The sequence below is a fragment of the Pannonibacter phragmitetus DSM 14782 genome (assembly GCF_000382365.1).
GTDB classification, from domain to species: domain Bacteria; phylum Pseudomonadota; class Alphaproteobacteria; order Rhizobiales; family Stappiaceae; genus Pannonibacter; species Pannonibacter phragmitetus.
Genome location: NZ_KB908217.1, coordinates 126,053 through 144,318 on the forward strand (window position 1 = coordinate 126,053; position 18,266 = coordinate 144,318).

At 62.6% G+C, this 18,266-nt stretch carries 21 protein-coding genes; 9 read left to right on the forward strand and 12 right to left on the reverse strand.

Annotation, left to right across the window (positions count from 1 at the left end; all coding sequences use genetic code 11):
- Window positions 1-9: 9 nt before the first annotated feature.
- The 5 genes from H163_RS0107400 to H163_RS0107420 all read left to right on the forward strand — a co-directional run bounded on the left by H163_RS0107400 (window position 10) and on the right by H163_RS0107420 (window position 3,728).
- A complete protein-coding gene (locus H163_RS0107400) occupies window positions 10-864 on the forward strand; it encodes a cytochrome c1 (RefSeq protein ID WP_019963927.1) in 855 nt (284 codons plus the stop codon).
- 137 nt (window positions 865-1,001) lie between these two features.
- Window positions 1,002-1,883: an S-methyl-5'-thioadenosine phosphorylase gene (locus H163_RS0107405; RefSeq protein ID WP_019963928.1), complete on the forward strand. Its 882-nt coding sequence runs from the start codon at window positions 1,002-1,004 to the stop codon at window positions 1,881-1,883.
- Between the two features lie 151 nt (window positions 1,884-2,034).
- On the forward strand, window positions 2,035-2,583 hold the full coding sequence (locus H163_RS0107410) for an adenine phosphoribosyltransferase (RefSeq protein ID WP_019963929.1): 549 nt from the start codon (window positions 2,035-2,037) through the stop codon (window positions 2,581-2,583).
- A 2-nt stretch (window positions 2,584-2,585) separates the two neighbouring features.
- Window positions 2,586-3,239 (forward strand): 5,6-dimethylbenzimidazole synthase, encoded by a 654-nt coding sequence (gene bluB / locus H163_RS0107415; RefSeq protein ID WP_026355569.1) that lies wholly within the window; start codon window positions 2,586-2,588, stop codon window positions 3,237-3,239.
- 9 nt (window positions 3,240-3,248) lie between these two features.
- The gene (locus H163_RS0107420; protein ID WP_019963931.1) at window positions 3,249-3,728 is read left to right on the forward strand and encodes a GNAT family N-acetyltransferase; all 480 of its coding nucleotides are present in this window, start codon (window positions 3,249-3,251) and stop codon (window positions 3,726-3,728) included.
- A gap of 128 nt (window positions 3,729-3,856) precedes the next feature.
- On the opposite strand, the gene H163_RS0107425 is transcribed toward H163_RS0107420, so the two are convergent.
- The 4 genes from H163_RS0107425 to mbfA all read right to left on the reverse strand — a co-directional run bounded on the left by H163_RS0107425 (window position 3,857) and on the right by mbfA (window position 6,479).
- Window positions 3,857-4,342 carry a MaoC family dehydratase gene (locus H163_RS0107425; protein WP_019963932.1) on the reverse strand — a complete coding sequence of 162 codons (486 nt, stop codon included), beginning with the start codon at window positions 4,340-4,342 and terminating at the stop codon, window positions 3,857-3,859.
- The gene (locus tag H163_RS0107430) at window positions 4,339-4,809 is read right to left on the reverse strand and encodes a MaoC family dehydratase (protein ID WP_019963933.1); all 471 of its coding nucleotides are present in this window, start codon (window positions 4,807-4,809) and stop codon (window positions 4,339-4,341) included. Before H163_RS0107430 ends, H163_RS0107425 begins: the two co-directional genes overlap by 4 nt.
- Window positions 4,810-4,963: 154 nt before the next feature.
- A complete protein-coding gene (locus tag H163_RS0107435; RefSeq protein ID WP_115336606.1) occupies window positions 4,964-5,329 on the reverse strand; it encodes a hypothetical protein in 366 nt (121 codons plus the stop codon).
- A gap of 166 nt (window positions 5,330-5,495) precedes the next feature.
- Window positions 5,496-6,479, reverse strand: coding sequence for an iron exporter MbfA (gene mbfA / locus H163_RS0107440; RefSeq protein ID WP_019963935.1), 984 nt, complete (start codon window positions 6,477-6,479; stop codon window positions 5,496-5,498).
- A gap of 107 nt (window positions 6,480-6,586) precedes the next feature.
- On the opposite strand from mbfA, the gene H163_RS0107445 reads away from it, so the two are divergent.
- The 3 genes from H163_RS0107445 to H163_RS0107455 all read left to right on the forward strand — a co-directional run bounded on the left by H163_RS0107445 (window position 6,587) and on the right by H163_RS0107455 (window position 11,049).
- Window positions 6,587-7,480 carry an AraC family transcriptional regulator gene (locus tag H163_RS0107445; RefSeq protein ID WP_019963936.1) on the forward strand — a complete coding sequence of 298 codons (894 nt, stop codon included), beginning with the start codon at window positions 6,587-6,589 and terminating at the stop codon, window positions 7,478-7,480.
- A 208-nt stretch (window positions 7,481-7,688) separates the two neighbouring features.
- Window positions 7,689-9,686, forward strand: coding sequence for an O-linked N-acetylglucosamine transferase, SPINDLY family protein (locus H163_RS22395; RefSeq protein ID WP_019963937.1), 1,998 nt, complete (start codon window positions 7,689-7,691; stop codon window positions 9,684-9,686).
- A 322-nt stretch (window positions 9,687-10,008) separates the two neighbouring features.
- Window positions 10,009-11,049: a methyl-accepting chemotaxis protein gene (locus H163_RS0107455; RefSeq protein ID WP_026355570.1), complete on the forward strand. Its 1,041-nt coding sequence runs from the start codon at window positions 10,009-10,011 to the stop codon at window positions 11,047-11,049.
- Window positions 11,050-11,065: 16 nt separating this feature from the next.
- On the opposite strand, the gene H163_RS0107460 is transcribed toward H163_RS0107455, so the two are convergent.
- From H163_RS0107460 to H163_RS22400, 5 genes are all read right to left on the reverse strand, one after another.
- Window positions 11,066-11,752 (reverse strand): fumarylacetoacetate hydrolase family protein, encoded by a 687-nt coding sequence (locus H163_RS0107460; protein ID WP_019963939.1) that lies wholly within the window; start codon window positions 11,750-11,752, stop codon window positions 11,066-11,068.
- Between the two features lie 275 nt (window positions 11,753-12,027).
- On the reverse strand, window positions 12,028-13,128 hold the full coding sequence (gene ychF / locus H163_RS0107465) for a redox-regulated ATPase YchF (RefSeq protein WP_019963940.1): 1,101 nt from the start codon (window positions 13,126-13,128) through the stop codon (window positions 12,028-12,030).
- 88 nt (window positions 13,129-13,216) lie between these two features.
- A complete protein-coding gene (gene pth, locus H163_RS0107470; protein ID WP_019963941.1) occupies window positions 13,217-13,990 on the reverse strand; it encodes an aminoacyl-tRNA hydrolase in 774 nt (257 codons plus the stop codon).
- Between the two features lie 172 nt (window positions 13,991-14,162).
- Window positions 14,163-14,375 carry a hypothetical protein gene (locus H163_RS0107475; RefSeq protein ID WP_019963942.1) on the reverse strand — a complete coding sequence of 71 codons (213 nt, stop codon included), beginning with the start codon at window positions 14,373-14,375 and terminating at the stop codon, window positions 14,163-14,165.
- Complete coding sequence (locus H163_RS22400; protein WP_019963943.1) at window positions 14,372-14,575, reverse strand: YdcH family protein; 204 nt, start codon at window positions 14,573-14,575, stop codon at window positions 14,372-14,374. The genes H163_RS0107475 and H163_RS22400 overlap by 4 nt, the downstream gene beginning before the upstream one ends.
- Before the next feature lie 98 nt (window positions 14,576-14,673).
- On the opposite strand from H163_RS22400, the gene H163_RS0107485 reads away from it, so the two are divergent.
- Window positions 14,674-15,609: a LysR substrate-binding domain-containing protein gene (locus H163_RS0107485; protein ID WP_019963944.1), complete on the forward strand. Its 936-nt coding sequence runs from the start codon at window positions 14,674-14,676 to the stop codon at window positions 15,607-15,609.
- A gap of 57 nt (window positions 15,610-15,666) precedes the next feature.
- Here the strand turns inward: H163_RS0107485 and H163_RS0107490 are convergent, their stop codons facing one another.
- The 3 genes from H163_RS0107490 to H163_RS0107500 all read right to left on the reverse strand — a co-directional run bounded on the left by H163_RS0107490 (window position 15,667) and on the right by H163_RS0107500 (window position 18,179).
- Window positions 15,667-16,269: a 50S ribosomal protein L25/general stress protein Ctc gene (locus H163_RS0107490; protein WP_019963945.1), complete on the reverse strand. Its 603-nt coding sequence runs from the start codon at window positions 16,267-16,269 to the stop codon at window positions 15,667-15,669.
- 163 nt (window positions 16,270-16,432) lie between these two features.
- Complete coding sequence (locus H163_RS0107495; protein ID WP_019963946.1) at window positions 16,433-17,125, reverse strand: MOSC domain-containing protein; 693 nt, start codon at window positions 17,123-17,125, stop codon at window positions 16,433-16,435.
- Between the two features lie 121 nt (window positions 17,126-17,246).
- Complete coding sequence (locus H163_RS0107500; protein WP_019963947.1) at window positions 17,247-18,179, reverse strand: ribose-phosphate pyrophosphokinase; 933 nt, start codon at window positions 18,177-18,179, stop codon at window positions 17,247-17,249.
- Between the last annotated feature and the right edge of the window lie 87 nt (window positions 18,180-18,266).

Genomic DNA, 18,266 nt, shown 5'->3' on the forward strand with positions numbered 1-18,266 from the left:
GTTTTTGAAATGAGCACCATGATCAAGACCGTCCGCGCCCTTGGCGTTTCGCTGGCCGCAACCCTCGCGGTTGCCATTGCCTCGCCCGCTTTCGCAGCGGGTGAGGGGCCGCACATCCCGCGTGAACAGTGGTCCTTCGCAGGTCCTTTCGGCACCTTTGACCAGGCTCAGCTGCAGCGCGGCTTCAAGGTCTACCGCGAGGTTTGCGCCTCGTGCCACGGCCTGAAGTTTGTGGCCTTCCGCAACCTGGCGCAGCCGGGCGGCCTCGGTTTCACCGAAGACCAGGTCAAGGCCATTGCGGCAGATTACACTGTGGTTGATGGGCCGAATGACGAGGGTGACATGTTCGAGCGTCCGGCTGTTCTGGCCGACCGCTTCCCCTCGCCGTTCCCGAACGAGCAGGCCGCGCGTGCTGCCAATGGCGGCGCCTATCCGCCGGACTTCTCGCTGATCGCCAAGGCCCGTGCTGCCCACCGCGGCTTCCCGTGGTTCATCTTTGACGCTTTCACCCAGTACAACGAGCAGGGCCCGGACTACATCCATGCGCTTCTCGTCAGCTACGACGAGGAAGTGCCGGAAGGTGTGACGGTTCCCGCTGGCCAGCACTACAACCCGGCCTTCATGGCAGGGCACTTCATCGGCATGGCCAAGCCGATCTCCGATGAGCAGGTCGAGTACACCGACGGCACGCCGATGACGGTGGATCAGTATGCCCGTGACATCTCCGCCTTCCTGATGTGGGCTGCCGAGCCGCACATGGAAGAGCGCAAGAAGATGGGCTTCCGGGTCATCATCTTCCTGCTGGTCTTCGCTTCGCTGCTCTACTTCACCAAGAAGAAGCTGTGGCGCAACGTCGAGCACTGATGCCGTTACCCTCCGGGTGACTTCGATCTTGAGGGCCGTCCCATGGGGCGGCCCTTTGTCTTTTCCGGCGCTGCAGCCGGGTTTGACAAGCACCGGCAAACCGGACCTAATCAGGCCGGTCCGATTTGGGGGTGGTGATGACTGAGGCGGTTCTGGGCGTGATTGGCGGATCGGGGATCTATGATCTGCCGGGCCTTGAGGGAGCGGAATGGATCGGGGTTGAAAGCCCTTGGGGCGCCCCCTCCGATGCGGTCCGCATCGGGCATATTGACGGGCTCAAGGTGGTGTTCCTGCCGCGCCACGGCCGTGGACACGTGCACTCGCCGTCGCAGATCAATTACCGCGCCAATATTGATGTCATGAAGCGCTGCGGCGTGACGGATCTCATCTCCGTTTCGGCTTGCGGCTCGCTGAAGGAAGAGCTGGCGCCCGGCACTTTCGTGCTGGTGGAACAGTTCATCGACCGGACTTTCGCGCGGGAGAAGAGCTTCTTCGGCACGGGCTGTGTGGCGCATGTGTCCATGGCCTATCCGGTCAGTCCCCGGCTGGTCGATCACGTGGAAGCGGCTGCGCGGGCGGAGGACCTCAAGTACCGGCGCGGCGGCACCTATCTGGCCATGGAGGGGCCGCAGTTTTCCTCGCTGGCGGAAAGTCACCTCTACCGTGCCTGGGGCTGCGATGTCATCGGCATGACCAACATGCCGGAGGCCAAGCTCGCCCGCGAGGCGGAGATCTGCTACGCAACGGTGGCCATGGTCACAGACTATGACAGCTGGCACCCGGAGCATGGCGAGGTCGATATCCAGCAGATCATCAAGGTGCTGCATGACAATGCCCACCACGCCCAGCAGCTGGTGGCGCGCCTTGCCCGTGATCTGCCGCGCCTGCATGAGCCTTGCCCCATCGGCTCGGACAGGGCCCTCGACTATGCGATCATGACCGCGCCGGACAAGCGCGACCCGGCCTTGCTGGCCAAGCTTGATGCCATTGCGGGCCGGGTGCTTTTCGACAGGGGCTGAGGGCTGCGGCGCATTGGCCGTGGGCAAGGCGGTTATGCCTTTGCCCCCGGCAGCCGCGCCTTGATATAAGATCTGGCAAAGGCCCTGCTGCCGGGGCGCTGCCCTTGGCCTCAATGGCCCCTCAAGACACGACGCGCCCTAAGAGGACAATATGGACATTCCCAGCGTTTCCGACGAGCTGCTGCAGGCCATCCGCACGATCCCGGACTACCCCAAGCCCGGCATTCTGTTCCGCGACATCACCACCCTTCTGGGCAATGCCCGGGCCTTCCGCCGGGCCGTGGATGCGCTGGTGCAGCCCTGGGCGGGGTCCAAGGTGGAGCAGATTGCCGGCATCGAGGCGCGCGGCTTCATCCTGGGCGGCGCCGTAGCGCACCAGCTGTCTGCCGGCTTCGTGCCGATCCGCAAGAAGGGCAAGCTGCCCTGGCAGACGGTGAGCGTTGCCTATTCGCTGGAATATGGCCTTGATGAGATCGAGATGCACAGCGATGCCATCAATCCGGACGACAAGGTGATCGTGGTTGATGACCTGATCGCCACCGGCGGCACTGCTGAAGCTGCCTGCAAACTGCTGCGCGGGCAGGGGGCGGAGATCGTCGCCGCCTGTTTCATCGTTGACCTGCCGGATCTGGGCGGGCGTCAGCGGCTGGAAGCCATGGGTGTGCCGGTGCGCACGCTGCTGTCTTTCCCGGGGCATTGACCATGGCGGGGCAGCACGGGCACGGACCGGATTTTTCCCCTGTGTTCAGGGCTGCCTTTGCCGATCTGCTGCACTGGCGGCGTGATGTGCGCCGCTTCCGCAGGGACAGTCTGCCGGATGGCCTGCTGGATGAGATTCTGGCACTGGCCGACCTTGCGCCGTCCGTCGGTAACAGTCAGCCATGGCGCATCGTCCGGGTGGAGAGCGAAGCCCGGCGGGACGCGGTGACGAGGCTGTTCGAGCAGGAAAACAACCGCGCGCTTGCTGCCTATGAGGGCGAAAAGGCGGAGCTTTACGCAAGGCTCAAGCTGGCTGGCCTGCGCGAAGCGCCGGTTCAGCTGGCGGTGTTCTGCGATCCGGACCCGGAACAGGGCCACGGGCTTGGCCGTGCAACGATGCCGCAGACACTTGCCTTCTCGGCTGTTGGCATGGTCCAGTGCCTGTGGCTTGCCGCGCGCATGCACGGCGTCGGGCTCGGCTGGGTGTCGATCATCGATCCGCAGGCCGTGAAGACAACCCTGGATGTGCCTTCCGGCTGGGAGCTGATCGGTTATCTCTGCCTCGGTTCTCCTGAGGAAGAGCATCTGGTGCCGGAGCTGGAGCGGGAGGGCTGGCAGGCCCGTACACCGCTCGAAGGACGTATTTTCATCCGTTAGGAGGACCCCTTGGCAGTCATCATAAGGCCGATTGAAGACAAGGACCGGGCATCACTTGCACAGCTGCTGGAAGAGCGGTGGGCGGGCGTGGAGATCCTGCTGGATGGCGTCATGGTCGATGCCTCGGCACTGCCGGGCTTTCTGGCTGAGGACGACAGGCAACTCGCCGGGGCAGTCACGGTCATCCGCCGGGAGAGCGAATGGGAGATCCTGACGCTCGATTCCCTCAACCGCTGGGCCGGTACGGGCAGCCAGCTGCTGGATGCCGTGGTCAATGACGCGCGCGGTCATGGCATGACACGCCTCATGGTGCGCACCTCGAATGACAATCTGGACGCCTTCCGCTTCTATCAGCGGCGTGGCTTCCGGCTGGAGCGGATCGTGCAGGGCGTCATCGATGACGAGCGCGAACTCAAGCCGGAGATCCCGCTCATGGGCGAATACGGCATTCCGCTGCATGACGAAGTGGTGCTCGGCCGCAGCCTTTAGGCTTTATACCGAGGCTTTCGATGCTGACGCATCATGCCTTGAAATGGCTCAGGCACCGCACGGGCTTGACCAACTCTTGATGGACCAAGCTCATCGAGAGTTGGTATCAGGCTGCGGCAATACGAGGGTTAAGCCTGCTGCGGCCTGCGCCGGAGGTAGACCTTGCTTTCAAAGCTGAAGACCAGTTCGCCGTTCTGGTTTGTGCCCTCATTGCGGCCGCGCAGCACGCCCCAGTCCGGGCGCTGCGGGATATCGTCCTTGGCAATCACGACGCTGGCGTAGGTGATCGTGTCGCCGGCAAAGACGGGCTTGATCCATTTGAGGTTTTCGAAGCCGGGCGAGGGGCCGCGCTCCACCGGCGTCTCCCCGCGCGCGATTGTGGCAGCGTCCAGTTCCTGCATGGTCAGGATCAGGCGGCGCATGAAGGCGGAAGCCGTATGCCAGCCCGAGGCACAAAGACGCCCGAAATGGGTTGCTGCTGCGCCTTCTTCCGTCAGGTGGAAAGGCTGCGGGTCGAAAGCTGCGGCAAAGCGGACAATGTCTTCTGCTGTGAAATGGTGGGAGCCAAGCTCGACACGCTCGCCCAGCTCCATCTCGTCAAACCAGGTTCTCATGCGCCCGCCTCCGGTGCCGCTTCATGGCAAGTGAAGAGGATCGGGTTCTCCAGCACCATCACGGTGTCCCCGTTCTGGTTTGAGACCGAAAAGGCGAAGGTGACGAGCCCAAGGCCGGGCCGCGAGCGCAAGGGGCGGCTGCTCAGCACCTTGGCCTCTGCTGTCAGCGTGTCGTCCGGATAGACCGGCCGCCGCCATGTGAGGCTGTCGATGCCCGGGGCGCCCTGACCGGCGGACTGCGCCAGTAACCCGTCCACCAGCATCCGCATGAACATGGACGCGGTGTGCCAGCCAGATGCGGCGAGGCCGCCCAGCAGCGAGGCCTTGCCGGCCTCCTCATCAAGGTGAAAGGGCTGGGGGTCGAATTCCGCAGCGAAGGCGAGGATCTCGTCCTTCGTGACGGTCTTCGTGCCGAGGGGAATGATCTCGCCGGGCGAGAAATCTTCGAAGTAGCGGTGGGCGGTCATGGAACTTATTTTATCTTGCCATGACCGCCCGCGCCAGTGGTTGATGGGGCTCATTCCGCTCGCGGCAGATGCTCCTTTTGGCGGAGCTTGCTTGCCTGCAGATCAGATCATGCGCCAGATTTGGGCGGCGGCCGCCCGCTCCGGCGCGCTGGTCTCAGTCGTAATACATCTCGTTGTCGTCCAGATAGACGTTCGAGGCTTCGCAAATGTCGATGGAAACAGGGTCATCCAGCACTTCGCTGCCATCTGCCCCAAGCCAGCCGACCTGGAATGTCTGCTCGCACGGGCCAGTGTTGGCGTGGAACGTGGCACGCACATCGTCGCCCGGAGCCAGACGGTTGCTCAGCCAGTTGTCACTCCAGCCGTCACCGCCATTGGTGTAGAAGCCAACGACCGTGTTTTTGTCCGTGTTGTTGTAGATCTGGAAATAACCTTCCTGCCCGGTCCCAGCCGCCATCAGCGGCGCGGTTGCAGACAGGGTTGCGGCAACTGCCGCTGCAATAAAATTGAAGCTTTTCATCATGCTCCCCACAGAGCCACGGGCAAGTTTCGACTCTTCGCAGCCCGAAGTCTCCAGCAAAAGCAAGACCACTGGTCTGAAAGCGTGTAAAGATGGCGCCAAAAATCGATAATCAATGCATGTTGAGAATATACACTTTTTAAGTGAACATAATAACTTTAATATATCAGGCGTTGCCGATCAGCACACCAGCTGCAAAAACAAGTGATCCGCCAAGGACAACCTGCAGGGCCGCGCGCCAGAACGGCGTGTCCATGTAGCGGTTCTGGATCCAGGCAATGGCCCAGAGCTCAATGAAGACGACGGCTGCAGCGAGGCTGGTCGCCGTCCAGAAATCCGGGATGAGATAGGGCAGGGCGTGGCCAAGTCCGCCCACCGCCGTCATGATACCGGACGAGAGCCCGCGCTTCAGTGGAGAGCCGCGCCCCGACAGCACCCCGTCATCATGCGCGGCTTCCGTGAAGCCCATGGAAATGCCAGCGCCAACGGAGGCGGACAGGCCGACGAGGAAGGTCTGCCAGGTGTCCTGCGTCGCAAAGGCGGCGGCAAAGATCGGGGCCAATGTCGAGACGGAGCCATCCATCAGCCCGGCAAGACCTGGCTGCACATAGGTGAGAATGAACTGGCGGTGGGCCTTCTTGTCTTCCTCGGCCCGCACATCCGTGGGGGTCAGGCTCTCGCTGAGGGCCTCCGCACGGCTCTCGTGGCCGCGTTCGGCCATCGCGAGATCGCCCAGGAGCTTGCGGGTGGCCGCATCGCTGGCGCGCTTTGCAGCTTCCTCATAGAAGCGGGCGGCCTGATCCTCCATCTGCTCCGCCATCGCCCGGACTTTTTCAAGGCCGAGCGGACGCACCAGCCAGTCGGGCTTGCGGGTGTAATATCCGCGCACATGCTCGCGCCGGATCAGCGGTATCGTGTCGCCAAAGCGGTTCTGGAACAGGGCAATCAATTGCTGCCGGTGGCCATTTTCCTCTTGCGCCATGGCATCGAACACGGCGGCAGAGGCCGGAAAATCATCCCGCAGCCCATCGGCATAGGCCCGGTAGATCCGGCTGTCGTCCTCTTCGGACGAGATCGCGAGGGCGAGAATTTCGGCCTCGCTCAGCGATGAAAAGTCGCGGCGGCCAGACGACAGAAACCGGGAGAACATCTGCGCGATCCGATCAGGAAAGGATGAGGGAACTCCCCGCAGTCTAAACCGCAAGATATGTCAAGACCACCCATGATAGGCCTAATGCGTCAAAGTGAGCGAGCAACATGACCTTCCAGCCCCCTTCGGACCTGACCCCTGCCAGAACCTACGAACGGCGCTTTGCCCGCGTCATCGAGCATGTGCATGACCATCTCGACGAGCCGCTTGATCTCGATCAGCTCGCCGATATCGCTGCCATGTCGCGTTGGCACTGGCACCGGGTGTGGCAGGCATGTTTCGGTGAAAGTGTGATTGCCATGGTCCGGCGTCTGCGGATGCAGAGGGCAGCCACGGCGCTCGCCAGAGGCGAGACGGATCTGGAACGGCTGGCACGGGAGGCAGGCTATGGCAGCCTGACCGCCTTCACCCGCGCCTTCCGTCAGTCCTATGGCCTGCCGCCGGCCACATACCGGGACGCGGGTCCGCATCGCCGTTTTGACAAGGACTGGACCCCGCCGGCCCGCAAGCGGCCGTCTGACCTTGGAGCTTCTCCCATGCATGACATCGTCATCCGCCATGAACCGCAGCGCGTGCTGGCCGGCATCGCGCACAAGGGCCCTTACATCGAAATCGGCCGAGCCTTTGAACATCTGGTCGGCAGCCTTGCCAGTCGTGGCCTGATGGACCAGGCAGGCATGTTGATCGGCTTTTACTACAGCGATCCGTCCGTGGTGCCGGAGCAGGAGCTGCGTTCGGCCGCAGCGGTCGAACTGCGGCAGGACATCGCCTTGTCTGCGCCGCTGGAGCGCATCGAGGTTCCGGCTCAGCGCTATGCCGTATTGCGGCACAAGGGCCCGTATGCGGACATGAAGGCCGCCTATGACTGGCTTTACGGCACCTGGCTGCCGGCATCTGGCCATGAGCCGGCGGATGGGCCGGCCATGGAAATCTACCTGAACAACCCCCGTGACACGGCCCCGTCCGATCTTCTGACCGACATCTGCCTGCCGTTGAAATAGGGGTAGATCACCTCGACCAGGCGCGGCGCAAAGCCTTCGCCGCGCGCCGCGATCCGGCCGCCGCAGGCCGCCCGCCCTGGCCATAGGGACCCCCCGAAAGCAACCCCGTCCGGGCGTGGCATTTCGGCCCGGCGGGGGCGCCTATTAGGCTCACACAAGCTCCATTCTCTAGCATTGCGAGAAGAAGCAAACCAATGAGAGTGAAGCAATGAATCGCAAGCAGCGGCGGATTGTGAGCGCACGCAGCAAGAACGATGGGCTCTCTACGCCCAAGGCGCGGTTGCTGGATGCTGCCGTCACAGCGCATCAGGCAGGGCGTCTGGAGGAGGCCGAAACGCTTTACAAGCGAGTCCTGTCGATGGATCCCGCAGACGCCGGTTGCGTTCATCATCTTGGGCTGATTGCGCATCAGCGCCTGAACCATCACGCCGCTATCGAATTGATCCAGAAAGCCATCTCCCTGCGCCCTGACTATGCAGAGGCGCATAGCAATCTGAGCATTGTGCTGGCGGCTGCGGGTGATCTTGCGGCGGCGGTCAGTTCTGCCCGCAAGGCTGTCGCTCTGCGGCCCGGCAACGCTCATTCGCATGCAGCCCTTGGCAGCCTGCTGTTCAAGCAGGGGCATGCTGATGATGCTCTTGGGGCCTATCAGATGGCCCTGCGTCTCGACCCGCAGCGTGCCGAAACACACTTCCTTCTGGGGGAGCTTCTGCGTGATCGTGGAGATGTAAAGTCCTCTGTGGACTCGTATCGGCGGGCGATCCAGTTTGACCGCTCGCACCAGAACGCTCACTTGAGTTTGGGTGAAGCCTGCTCGGCAACGGGTCAGTACGAGGAAGCCCTCTCCGCATATGCGATTGCCCGTCAATTAAGCCCAGGTGACAGCGAGGCAATGTTTGCGCAGGCTTACCTCAAGCGGCAAGTGTGCGAATGGCCGGCGCCAGTTCCCGGCATAGCCGATCCTGAGAGAGCTGAGATCAAGCCTGTTCCGCCCTTCAGCATCCTTGCTGCTGGCGGGGACATGCAGGCTCAGCTGGCATGGGCACGAAAATGGTCCCGCGATCTCGAGGCTGCATGTGAAATGCGTTTCAGTCCGGAACTCGCGGCGGACCGGGCAAAGATCAGGGTCGGGTATCTCTCCGCCGACTTTCACGAGCATGCCACCGCTTATCTGGCCTGCGAATTGTTCGAAATGCATGACCGCAACCGTTTTGAGGTGTACGGATACTCGATTGGCCAGGATGATGGCAGCGGGATGCGCGCAAGGCTGGAACGTGCTTTCGACCACTTCACCGACCTGCGTGGAAAGTCTCATCTTGAGGCGGCGCAGCTCATCCACGGCGACTCAATCGACATTCTGATCGACTTGAAGGGCTATACACGTGGCGCAAGGACGCAGATCCTTGCCTACAGGCCTGCTCCCATTCAGGTGAACTATCTTGGCTATCCGGGCACGATGGGGGCAGGGTTCATCGACTACATCGTCGGTGATGAAACCGTCATTCCCGCTTGCCATGAGCCGTTCTACAGCGAGAAAGTGATCAGGCTGCCAGGAAGCTATCAGCCGAACAGCCATCGCCTGATAGACGATCATATCCAATCGCGGAATATGCATGGCCTGCCGGAAGACGCTTTCGTATTTTGCTGCTTCAACAACACCTACAAGATAACGGAACAGGTTTTCGATGTCTGGATGCGTATTTTGAAGGGCGTGGATCGTGCGGTTCTCTGGCTGTTCGACAGCGGAAGTCAGACCCGGGAAAATCTCCGCAAGGCGGCATTGGAGCGTGGGGTGTCACCGGAAAGGCTGGTGTTTGCACCAAAGCTTCCTCTTGCATCTCACCTTGCGCGGCACATCATGGCGGACCTGTTCCTCGATACTGTGCCCGTGAATGCCCACACCACAGCGAGCGATGCCCTCTGGGCGGGCTTGCCAGTTCTGACGTGCCTGGGGGATACGTTTGCAGGGCGTGTCGCGGCGAGCCTCAACAATGCGGTTGGGCTGTATGAATTGGTCGCACATTCTCTTCAAGAATATGAGGCGCTGGCGATTTCCCTGGCTGAAAAGCCGGATCAGATTGCTGCCTTCAAGTTGCGGTTGGTCGAGGGGCGCAGAACTGCCGCTTTGTTCAACATGGACCGGTACGTCCAGGGCCTTGAAGATGCATTTGCAGAGATGGTTCGTGCCCAAAGGATTGCTCGTTAGAGGGAGTGCGATATCCCGCCTCGGCCAGCCAATTCGGCGTTGACGTTGAACATGCACCCGGTCGCTGCCTGTTTTTTGAACAGAAGTATCCGTGCAACCTGTCTTGCTGGCCGCAGGAAAAAACACCGCATCCAGATCTGCCTATTTGTTTTGCTTTTGGCTTGACGTTGGGCAAACCGGTGCAAGTGCCCGCTTCCATTCATGAAATTATTCTGGCAGTGCTCCCGGTTTTCGATTTGTTAGTGATTTTTGACAGTAATATATTCCTGATTTCAGGCTCTCTGGGGCTGCGCTGCAGGTAGATATTTATATGGATCAGTTGATGGCCGATACGGAGCGTGCCCCGGCGCTGTCCGACATCGTGGAGCGGACCTCAGAGGTGCGGGAGCTGACCACAACGAAGGTCGGTCAGATCCGGGACGTAACGGGGCGGCTGCGGATGCTGGCGCTCAATGCCATGATCGAGAGCGCCCGCGCGGGCGATCAGGGCCGCGGCTTTCTGGTGGTGGCGCAGGAGGTGCGCGAGATTTCCACCGCCGTCGAGGGCATTTCCGGCGCGCTGGCCAAGGAACTTGCGGGCGAAATCGAGGCGCTGGAAACGCTGACGCGCCAGATGGCGCTGCAGGCGCAGGGCTCGCGCCTGACGGATCTGGCGCTCAACGCCATCGAACTGATCGACCGCAACCTCTATGAGCGCACTTGTGACGTGCGCTGGTGGGCGACGGATTCGGCCGTGGCCGGCTGCGCAGAGAACTCCACGCCGGAGGCGGTTGCCTATGCCAGCGAGCGGCTGGGCGTCATTCTCGGGGCCTATACGGTCTATACGGATCTGTGGCTGTGTGATCTCAACGGCCGGGTGATCGCCAATGGCCGCCCGGACCGCTTCAAGGTTGGCGGCGCGGATGTGTCCTCCCGCAGCTGGTTCGGCCGTGGCCGGTCCCTGCGCTCCGGCGACGACTATGTGGCCGACGAAATCTCCCGGGAGCCGCTGCTCGGCAATGGGCAGGTGGCGACCTATCTTGCCAGCGTGCGGGAGGGGGGGCGCAGCAATGGCCGTCCGATCGGTATGCTCGCTGTCCACTTCGACTGGGAGCCGCAGGCGAAGGCGATTGTCGATGGCGTGCGCCTGACACCGCAGGAACGGGAGCGCTCGCGCGTGATGCTGGTCAGCGGCAATGGCCGTGTGCTGGCCTCATCGGATGGCAAGGGCGTGCTGAGCGAGCAGTTTCAGCTCCAGACCGGCGGCCAGGAGCATGGCTTCTATGTGGACCGGGACGGCGCCACCGTCGCCTTTCACAGGACGCCGGGCTATGAGACCTATGCCGGCCTTGGCTGGTACGGTGTCATTCGCCAGATGCTGTGACGGGCCCGCAGGTTGATCACACGACGTCGGCAGTCAGCGGTGCAAAGCCCTCGACGCTGGCCTCCAGCCTGTCGCCGCGCACAACCGGACCGACGCCCGAGGGCGTGCCGGTCAGGATCACGTCACCGGCGGCCAGCGTGAAATAGTCCGACAGATAGGCGATCATTTCCGGGATCTTCCAGATCATCTGGTTGAGATCGCCGCTCTGGCGCAGGGTGCCATTGACGGAGAGCGTGATGGCACCAGCCTGCGGGTGGCCGCAGACGCTTGCCGGGACCACCGGACCGATGGGCGCAGAATGCTCAAAGGCCTTGGCCGTGTCCCAGGGGCGGCCCATGTCCTTGGCGGCGGCCTGCAGGTCGCGGCGTGTCATGTCGAGGGCCACCGCATAGCCATAGACGTGGGAGAGGGCGTCTGCCACCGCAATGCCGCTGCCGCCGGACTTCAGCACCACCGCCAGTTCCACCTCGTGATGCACATCCTGCGTCTTGCCCGGATAGGGGAAGGTGCAGGAGGCGTCGAGATTGTCCGGGTTCTTCTGGAAGAAGAACGGCGGCTCCTTGCTGGGATCGTGCCCCATCTCTACCGCATGGGCCGCATAGTTGCGGCCGATGCAGTAGACCCGCCGTACCGGAAACAGCGCATCAATGCCTGCCACCGGCAGGGCGGGGATCTTCGGAACGTCAATCACAAAGCTGGCCATGGTGTGCTCCGGATGGGGAGTAGGTGACATTCAGACGTGCCGGGCAAGAGGTGGGTTCACCGCCTTGCGTCCGGCCCCTGCGCCCCTCTCCCCCCTTGAGGGGGAGATGCCCCCGGCAGGGGGCAGAGGGGGGTGACAGACTGTCCGTTCATACGTGAGGTGGTGTTATGTCGAAGCGCCGCCACCCCCCTCTGTCTGCTGACGCAGACATCTCCCCCTCAAGGGGGGAGAGGAGTTGGTGCCAGACCGCCCGCCCGGCTTCTCTGTCCTGGATCTCAGGTGTTGAACTTGAACAGCATCACATCGCCGTCCTTGACGATGTATTCCTTGCCTTCGTCACGCGCCTTGCCGGCTTCCTTGGCACCCACTTCGCCGCCGAGGGTGACATAGTCGTCAAAGGCGATGGTCTGGGCGCGGATGAAGCCGCGTTCAAAGTCCGAGTGGATGACGCCGGCCGCCTGCGGTGCCTTGGTGCCGCGGGTGATGGTCCAGGCGCGGGTTTCCTTCGGGCCTGCGGTGAAATAGGTGATGAGGCCCAGGAGGTCGTAACCGGCGCGGATCAGGCGGTCGAGGCCCGGCTCTTCAAGGCCGAGCGTGTCGAGGAATTCCTTTTGCTCTTCATTGTCGAGCTGGGAGATTTCCGCCTCGATGGCCGCGGAAATGACCACGGAACCTGCGCCCTGCGCCTTTGCCATTTCGGCAACCTTGGCCGACAGCTCGTTGCCGGTGCCGGCCGAGCCTTCTTCCACGTTGCAAACATAGAGAACGGGCTTGGAGGTCAGCAGGTTGAGGCCTTGCAGGATCTTTTCTTCCTCGGCATCGGCGAGCTTCAGCGTGCGCACCGGCTTGCCGTCCTGCAGCAGGGCGAGGGCAGCTTCCATGATCGGGGCGATGGCCTTGGCTTCCTTGTCGCCAACCTGCGCCTTCTTCTTCATCGGGGCAAGGCGGCGCTCAAGGCTTTCCATGTCGGAGACCATCAGCTCGGTCTCGACGGTCTCGGCGTCGGAGATCGGGTCGATCTTGCCTTCCACGTGGGTGATGTCGTCATCAACGAAGCAGCGCAGCACGTGGACGATGGCATCCACCTCGCGGATGTTGGCGAGGAACTGGTTGCCAAGGCCTTCGCCCTTGGAAGCGCCGCGCACCAGGCCGGCGATGTCCACGAAGGTGATGCGGGTCGGGATGATCTCCTTGCTGCCGGCAACCTTGGCAATCGCGCTCATGCGCGGGTCCGGCACCGCCACTTCGCCGGTGTTCGGCTCAATGGTGCAGAACGGATAGTTGGCGGCCTGAGCCGCAGCCGTGCGTGTGAGCGCATTGAAGAGCGTGGACTTGCCGACGTTGGGCAGGCCGACGATGCCGCACTGGAAACCCATGGGAGATCGCTTTCGGTTTGATCGAAGATTTGAGCCGCTTCTTGCCCGAGGGGGCGGGCAAGGTCAAGCATTGCGAGGAAAAGACGGGTCAGTCCTGCCTGCCACTCTTGCCCAGCAGCTTCTTCAGCATCTCGGCCATGGGGCCGGAGGCGGGCAGGGCAGGGGCTTTCGGCTGGCGGGCCTGGCGGATGTGGCTCTGCCCCTTGGCGGCTGGGCGCGGTGCGGGCCGGGTGGCTGCGGTGTCCTCTCCGGCTTCGGCGGCCTTGCGCTTTTCCGGGCGCTGCGCCTTTTCCGGCTCCAGCTGCAGGGTCAGCCTGTTGGCGAAGGTGCTGTCCTGACGCTTTGCCAGCAGTTCGGCATGATCGGCAATGCCGCCGAACAGCAGCTCCAGCCACTCGCCATCCACCTTGGCAAAGTCGCCCAGCACATAGTTGGAGACCAGCTTCTTGTCGCCCGGGTGACCGATGCCGAGCCTGAGGCGCCGGTAGGCGTCGCCGATATGGGCGGTGATGGAGCGCAAGCCGTTGTGGCCGCCATGGCCGCCGCCGGTTTTCATGCGGAATTTGGCGGGCGGCAGATCCAGCTCGTCATAGATGACGAGAATATCCGCCGGTTCGAGCTTGTAGAAGCGCATGGCCTCGCCGACGGAGCGGCCGGACTCGTTCATGTAGGTCATGGGCTTCAGCAGCATGACCTTTTCGCCGCCGATGCTGCCTTCGCTCACTTCGCCCTGAAAGCGGGCGCGCCAGGGGGAGAAGCCGGAGTAGCGGCGATGGATCTCGTCCACTGCCATGAAGCCGATGTTGTGCCGGTTGCGGGCATATTGTCCGCCCGGGTTGCCGAGGCCTGCGATGATCTGCATGGCATGTCCGTAGCTGCGCGAACGGGAAATCGGCGCTGGCCTTTGGGCCGCGCGGTGTCTTCGTCCGCTTACAGCAATGGGCCGCCCCTGTCGAGACGGCCCATCGGACTGCTGCGTTCGTATGCCGCTGTGGTTTCAGTCCGTGCCCGGGGGAAGCACGGCCGCTGCCGCGTCAGGTCTTCTCCTCTGTAAGGGCTGTGCGGATGCGGGCCTGTTCGGCGGCCACATGTGGCAGCAGCTCGCTACCGCCCGAGCCCTGCTTTTCCGTCAGGAACTCGGACATGCGGCGGTCCAGTTCGGTCAGTCTCTCATTGCGGCGGTTCGCTGAGCTCTTTGTCCCGAAGCCGCGCATGGCGAACCAGAAGGTTGGCGAACCGGTGCTCATGCGCTTGCCATCCCGGTTCCCCGCGTTTGCTTGTGGAAGAACTCCCGTTCCACCTGCGTGATCTGCTCCTTGAGGCGAAGGCGCAGTTTCTTGAGCGCAGTAAGCCTGATCGCGTCGGTGTGAGGGCGGCGGGCCTCCCGCTCGATCTTGGCATCAAGAATGGCATGGCGGACGCGCAAGGCGACCAGCTTCCGGTGCATGTCTTCCTCCTTTCATTTCCCAGCCACCTTGATATGGGTGATCCATTCGATTGTAAAAATACATAGACTGTATGGCATCAATAGATATTATCTATCTCATGCCTTACCGTCCTTCGCACCGTCAGCTCGAGTATCTTGTCGCCGTTGCCGAGCATGGCCACTTCGGCCGCGCCGCGCGGGCATGCCATGTCTCCCAACCCACCCTGTCGGCGCAGCTGAAGCTGCTTGAGGACCGGTTGGGTGTGGTGCTGATCGACCGGGGCGGGGCCATCGTGCAGCCGACGCCGGCGGGGCATGCGCTGCTGCCCCATGCCAGAACCGTGCTGGAAACGCTGGATGAATTCGTCCGCGAGGCTCAGGCGGCAGACAAGGGGCTGGGTGGGCTGATCCGTCTGGGTGTTGCGCCAACGGCAGGTCCTTATCTTCTGACCGGTGTGATCGAGCTCTTGCAGGAGCGTGTGCCGGGCCTGCAACTCTACATCCGGGAGGAGAGGCCATCGCTTCTGGAAACAGCAGTGCGCGAGGGCACTGTCGACTGCATCCTGACGCCCCTGCCGGTCCGGGAGAGCCGTCTCATCAGTGAGGATCTGTGCGTGGAACAGATTTATCTGGGGCTGCCGCAGCGCCACCCTCTTGCTGCCAAAACCAGCCTGTCCGTGCCGGATCTGCTGGCCGAGCGGATGCTGACCCTCGGGCGCGGGCACCGGCTCTATGATCAGGTGCAGTCCTTGTGTGCAGCTTCTGGCGCCGTGATGAGCGAGGATTATGAGGGGACCAGCCTTGATGCCCTGCGCCAGATGGTCTCCATCGGCATGGGCCTGTCGCTGTTTCCAGCTGCTTATGTGGCTTCCGAATTTGCACGGGAAAGGCAAGTGGTGCTGAGGGAACTGTCCGGCTGGCCCATGCAGCGGCTAATCGTGCTGGCCTGGCGTGAGGGTTCGCCGCGTCAGGCCCATTTCCTGCGGCTGGCGAAACTGGCGCGTGAAGGCATCGCCGCGTCAGGCCTTGAGGGCGTCAGCCTGACGGAGGCTTGAAGCAAAAAAGGGGACGCGATGCGCCCCCTTTCGCAGAGAATTCCGGCGAACCTGAAATCAGGCTTCAGCCGAAGCCTCTTCCTCGTCCTTCGCACCACCGGGAGCGGCGATCGTGGCGATGGTGAAATCGCGGTCGGTGATCGTCGGATGGCAGTTGGCCGGAACCTTGACGGCGGAGATGTGGAGCGACTCGCCGAGCTTGGCTTCAGCCAGATCGATCTCGAGGAACTCCGGAATGGCGTTCGCCGGAACGGTCATTTCAACCGTGTGACGGACGATGTTCAGCATACCGCCGCGCTTGATGCCCGGGCAGGTTTCCTGGTTCAGGAAGTGAACCGGAACGTTGACCACGAGGGTGGTGTTGCCGGACACGCGCAGGAAGTCAACGTGGGTCAGGTCGTCACGGACCGGATGACGCTGGAAGTCCTTGGCGATGACCTGATGCTTCTCGCCGTCCACATCGATGATGGCGATGTGCGTCAGGAAGCCGCCCTTGTGCAGGGCCAGAGTGGTTTCCTTGAGCGGAATCGAAATCGGCAGCGCGGCCTTCTTGTCACCATAGATGACGGCGGGGATGAGACCTTCGCGACGCAATGCACGAGCGGCCCCCTTGCCCACCCGGTTCCGCACAGATGCCTTCAGCTCGTAGCTGGCAGCCATGACAGTACTCCTTCGGATGTAAAAATGGACCGGCGCAACCTCAACCCAGTGGCCGGGGCAGCGGAATCGGTCCCTGCGCCGCCTCCAGGGGTGCGGGCGCGAGCGGGTCTATAGCCGAAAGGCTGGGAAAGCGCAAGCAATGCGCCCCGGATTGCGGGCGTTTTCAGCCCTTCAGGCGCCGGTCGGTGTTTTCCACGAAGGCCGGATCACTCTTGCGGGCAAAGGCATTGCGCCAGCCTTCCGCCAGAACCTCCATGGCTGCCAGTTCTGCGGCCTCTGCCGCATCAAGGCGGGGATTGAAACGGGCCGCAATCAGCCGGCTGAGCGGCCAGTCTGGATGCAGCCGTTCGATGAGGCGGATGGTGCCACCCGCCGTGACGCTGCCTTCCTCCAGAACCCGGTAGTACCAGCCTGTGAAGCCGGTTTTCTGGAAAGCAGGCGCCATGCCGGGCAGGCCGGTGTGCATGTTCAGTTTCCAGCAGGGCTGGCGGCCCTGGCAGATCTGCACCGTGGCGCCATCCATCTTCAGGATGTCACCAAGGTAGAGGTTCGCCTCGGTCAGTCCGTGGCTGGAGATGTTCTCGCCAAAGCAGCCGGGCTGGAAGAACTCCGCCTGCTCCGGCCATGCGGCGGTCCAGTGGGGCATGTGATCGGCAGCATAGTGATGCAGTGCCTTTTCCAGCCCGCCATGAACGGCTGTGTCTGCCTGCTCGTCGCCGGAGAGCCCGGTCTTCGACAGCCAGAGGGTATCCTGGGTGGCCTGCTTGGCAATGGCACTCGGGGCCTTGTCCTCCCAGCGGTCCTGTGCCTTGCCGGTGAAGACGCCAAGGATGGATGCTTCCAGATGCTGGGTCATGTGCTGTTCCTTTCCGGCGAATTGGCGGACAGCCTACTGGCCGTCAGGTCTGGGTGGAAATGAAAAAAAAAGGCACCCGTTTCCGGATGCCTCTTCACGTTGGCCAGAGCTTTTGTCCCGGTCAGTTGAACAGGCTCGACACCGATTCTTCCAGCGCCGTGCGGTTGATCGCCTCGCCCATCAGCGGGGCAATCGAGACGGCACGGATGTTGGCGGCAGCCTTGATGGCGGCGGTCGGCTCGATGGAGTTGGTGATCACCAGTTCCTTGAGCTTGGACGCAGAGACGCGGGCAACTGCGCCGCCGGACAGAACGCCGTGGGTGATGTAGGCCGTCACCGACTTGGCGCCCTTGTTCAGCAGGGCCTCTGCCGCGTTGCACAGGGTGCCGCCGCTGTCGACAATGTCATCGACGAGGATGCAGTCCATGCCATCGACGGTGCCGATGATGTTCATGACTTCCGACTCGCCCGGACGGTCACGGCGCTTGTCGACGATGGCGAGCGGCGCATCGATGCGCTTGGCCAGCGCACGGGCGCGCACCACGCCGCCGACGTCCGGCGATACGACCATCACGTTGTCCGTGGCGTAGCGCTCCTTGATGTCGCGTGTCATGACCGGCGCTGCAAACAGGTTGTCGGTGGGAATGTCGAAGAAGCCCTGGATCTGTCCGGCGTGCAGGTCGAGGGTGAGAATGCGGTCGGCGCCAGCTTCGGTGATCAGGTTGGCCACCAGCTTGGCGGAGATCGGCGTGCGGCCCGAGGCGCGGCGGTCCTGACGGGCGTAGCCAAAGTAGGGGATCACCGCGGTGATGCGGCGCGCCGAGGAACGGCGCAGGGCATCGATGATGATCAGCAGTTCCATCAGGTGGTCATTGGCGGGGTAGCTTGTGGACTGAACCACGAAGACATCCTCGCCACGGACGTTTTCCTGAAGCTCGACGAAAATCTCCTGGTCAGCGAAACGCCGCACCTGGCAGGCAGCCAGAGGAACATCCAGATATTTGGAAATTTCTTCGGCAAGCGCGCGATTGGAGTTGCCCGCGACAATTTTCATGGGCGACTGGTCCTTTTGTGCGACGCGGCAACGCCGGACCCTGAAGGCCCCTGCCTCACGTCTTCAGTTACGCGTCCATGTCACGCA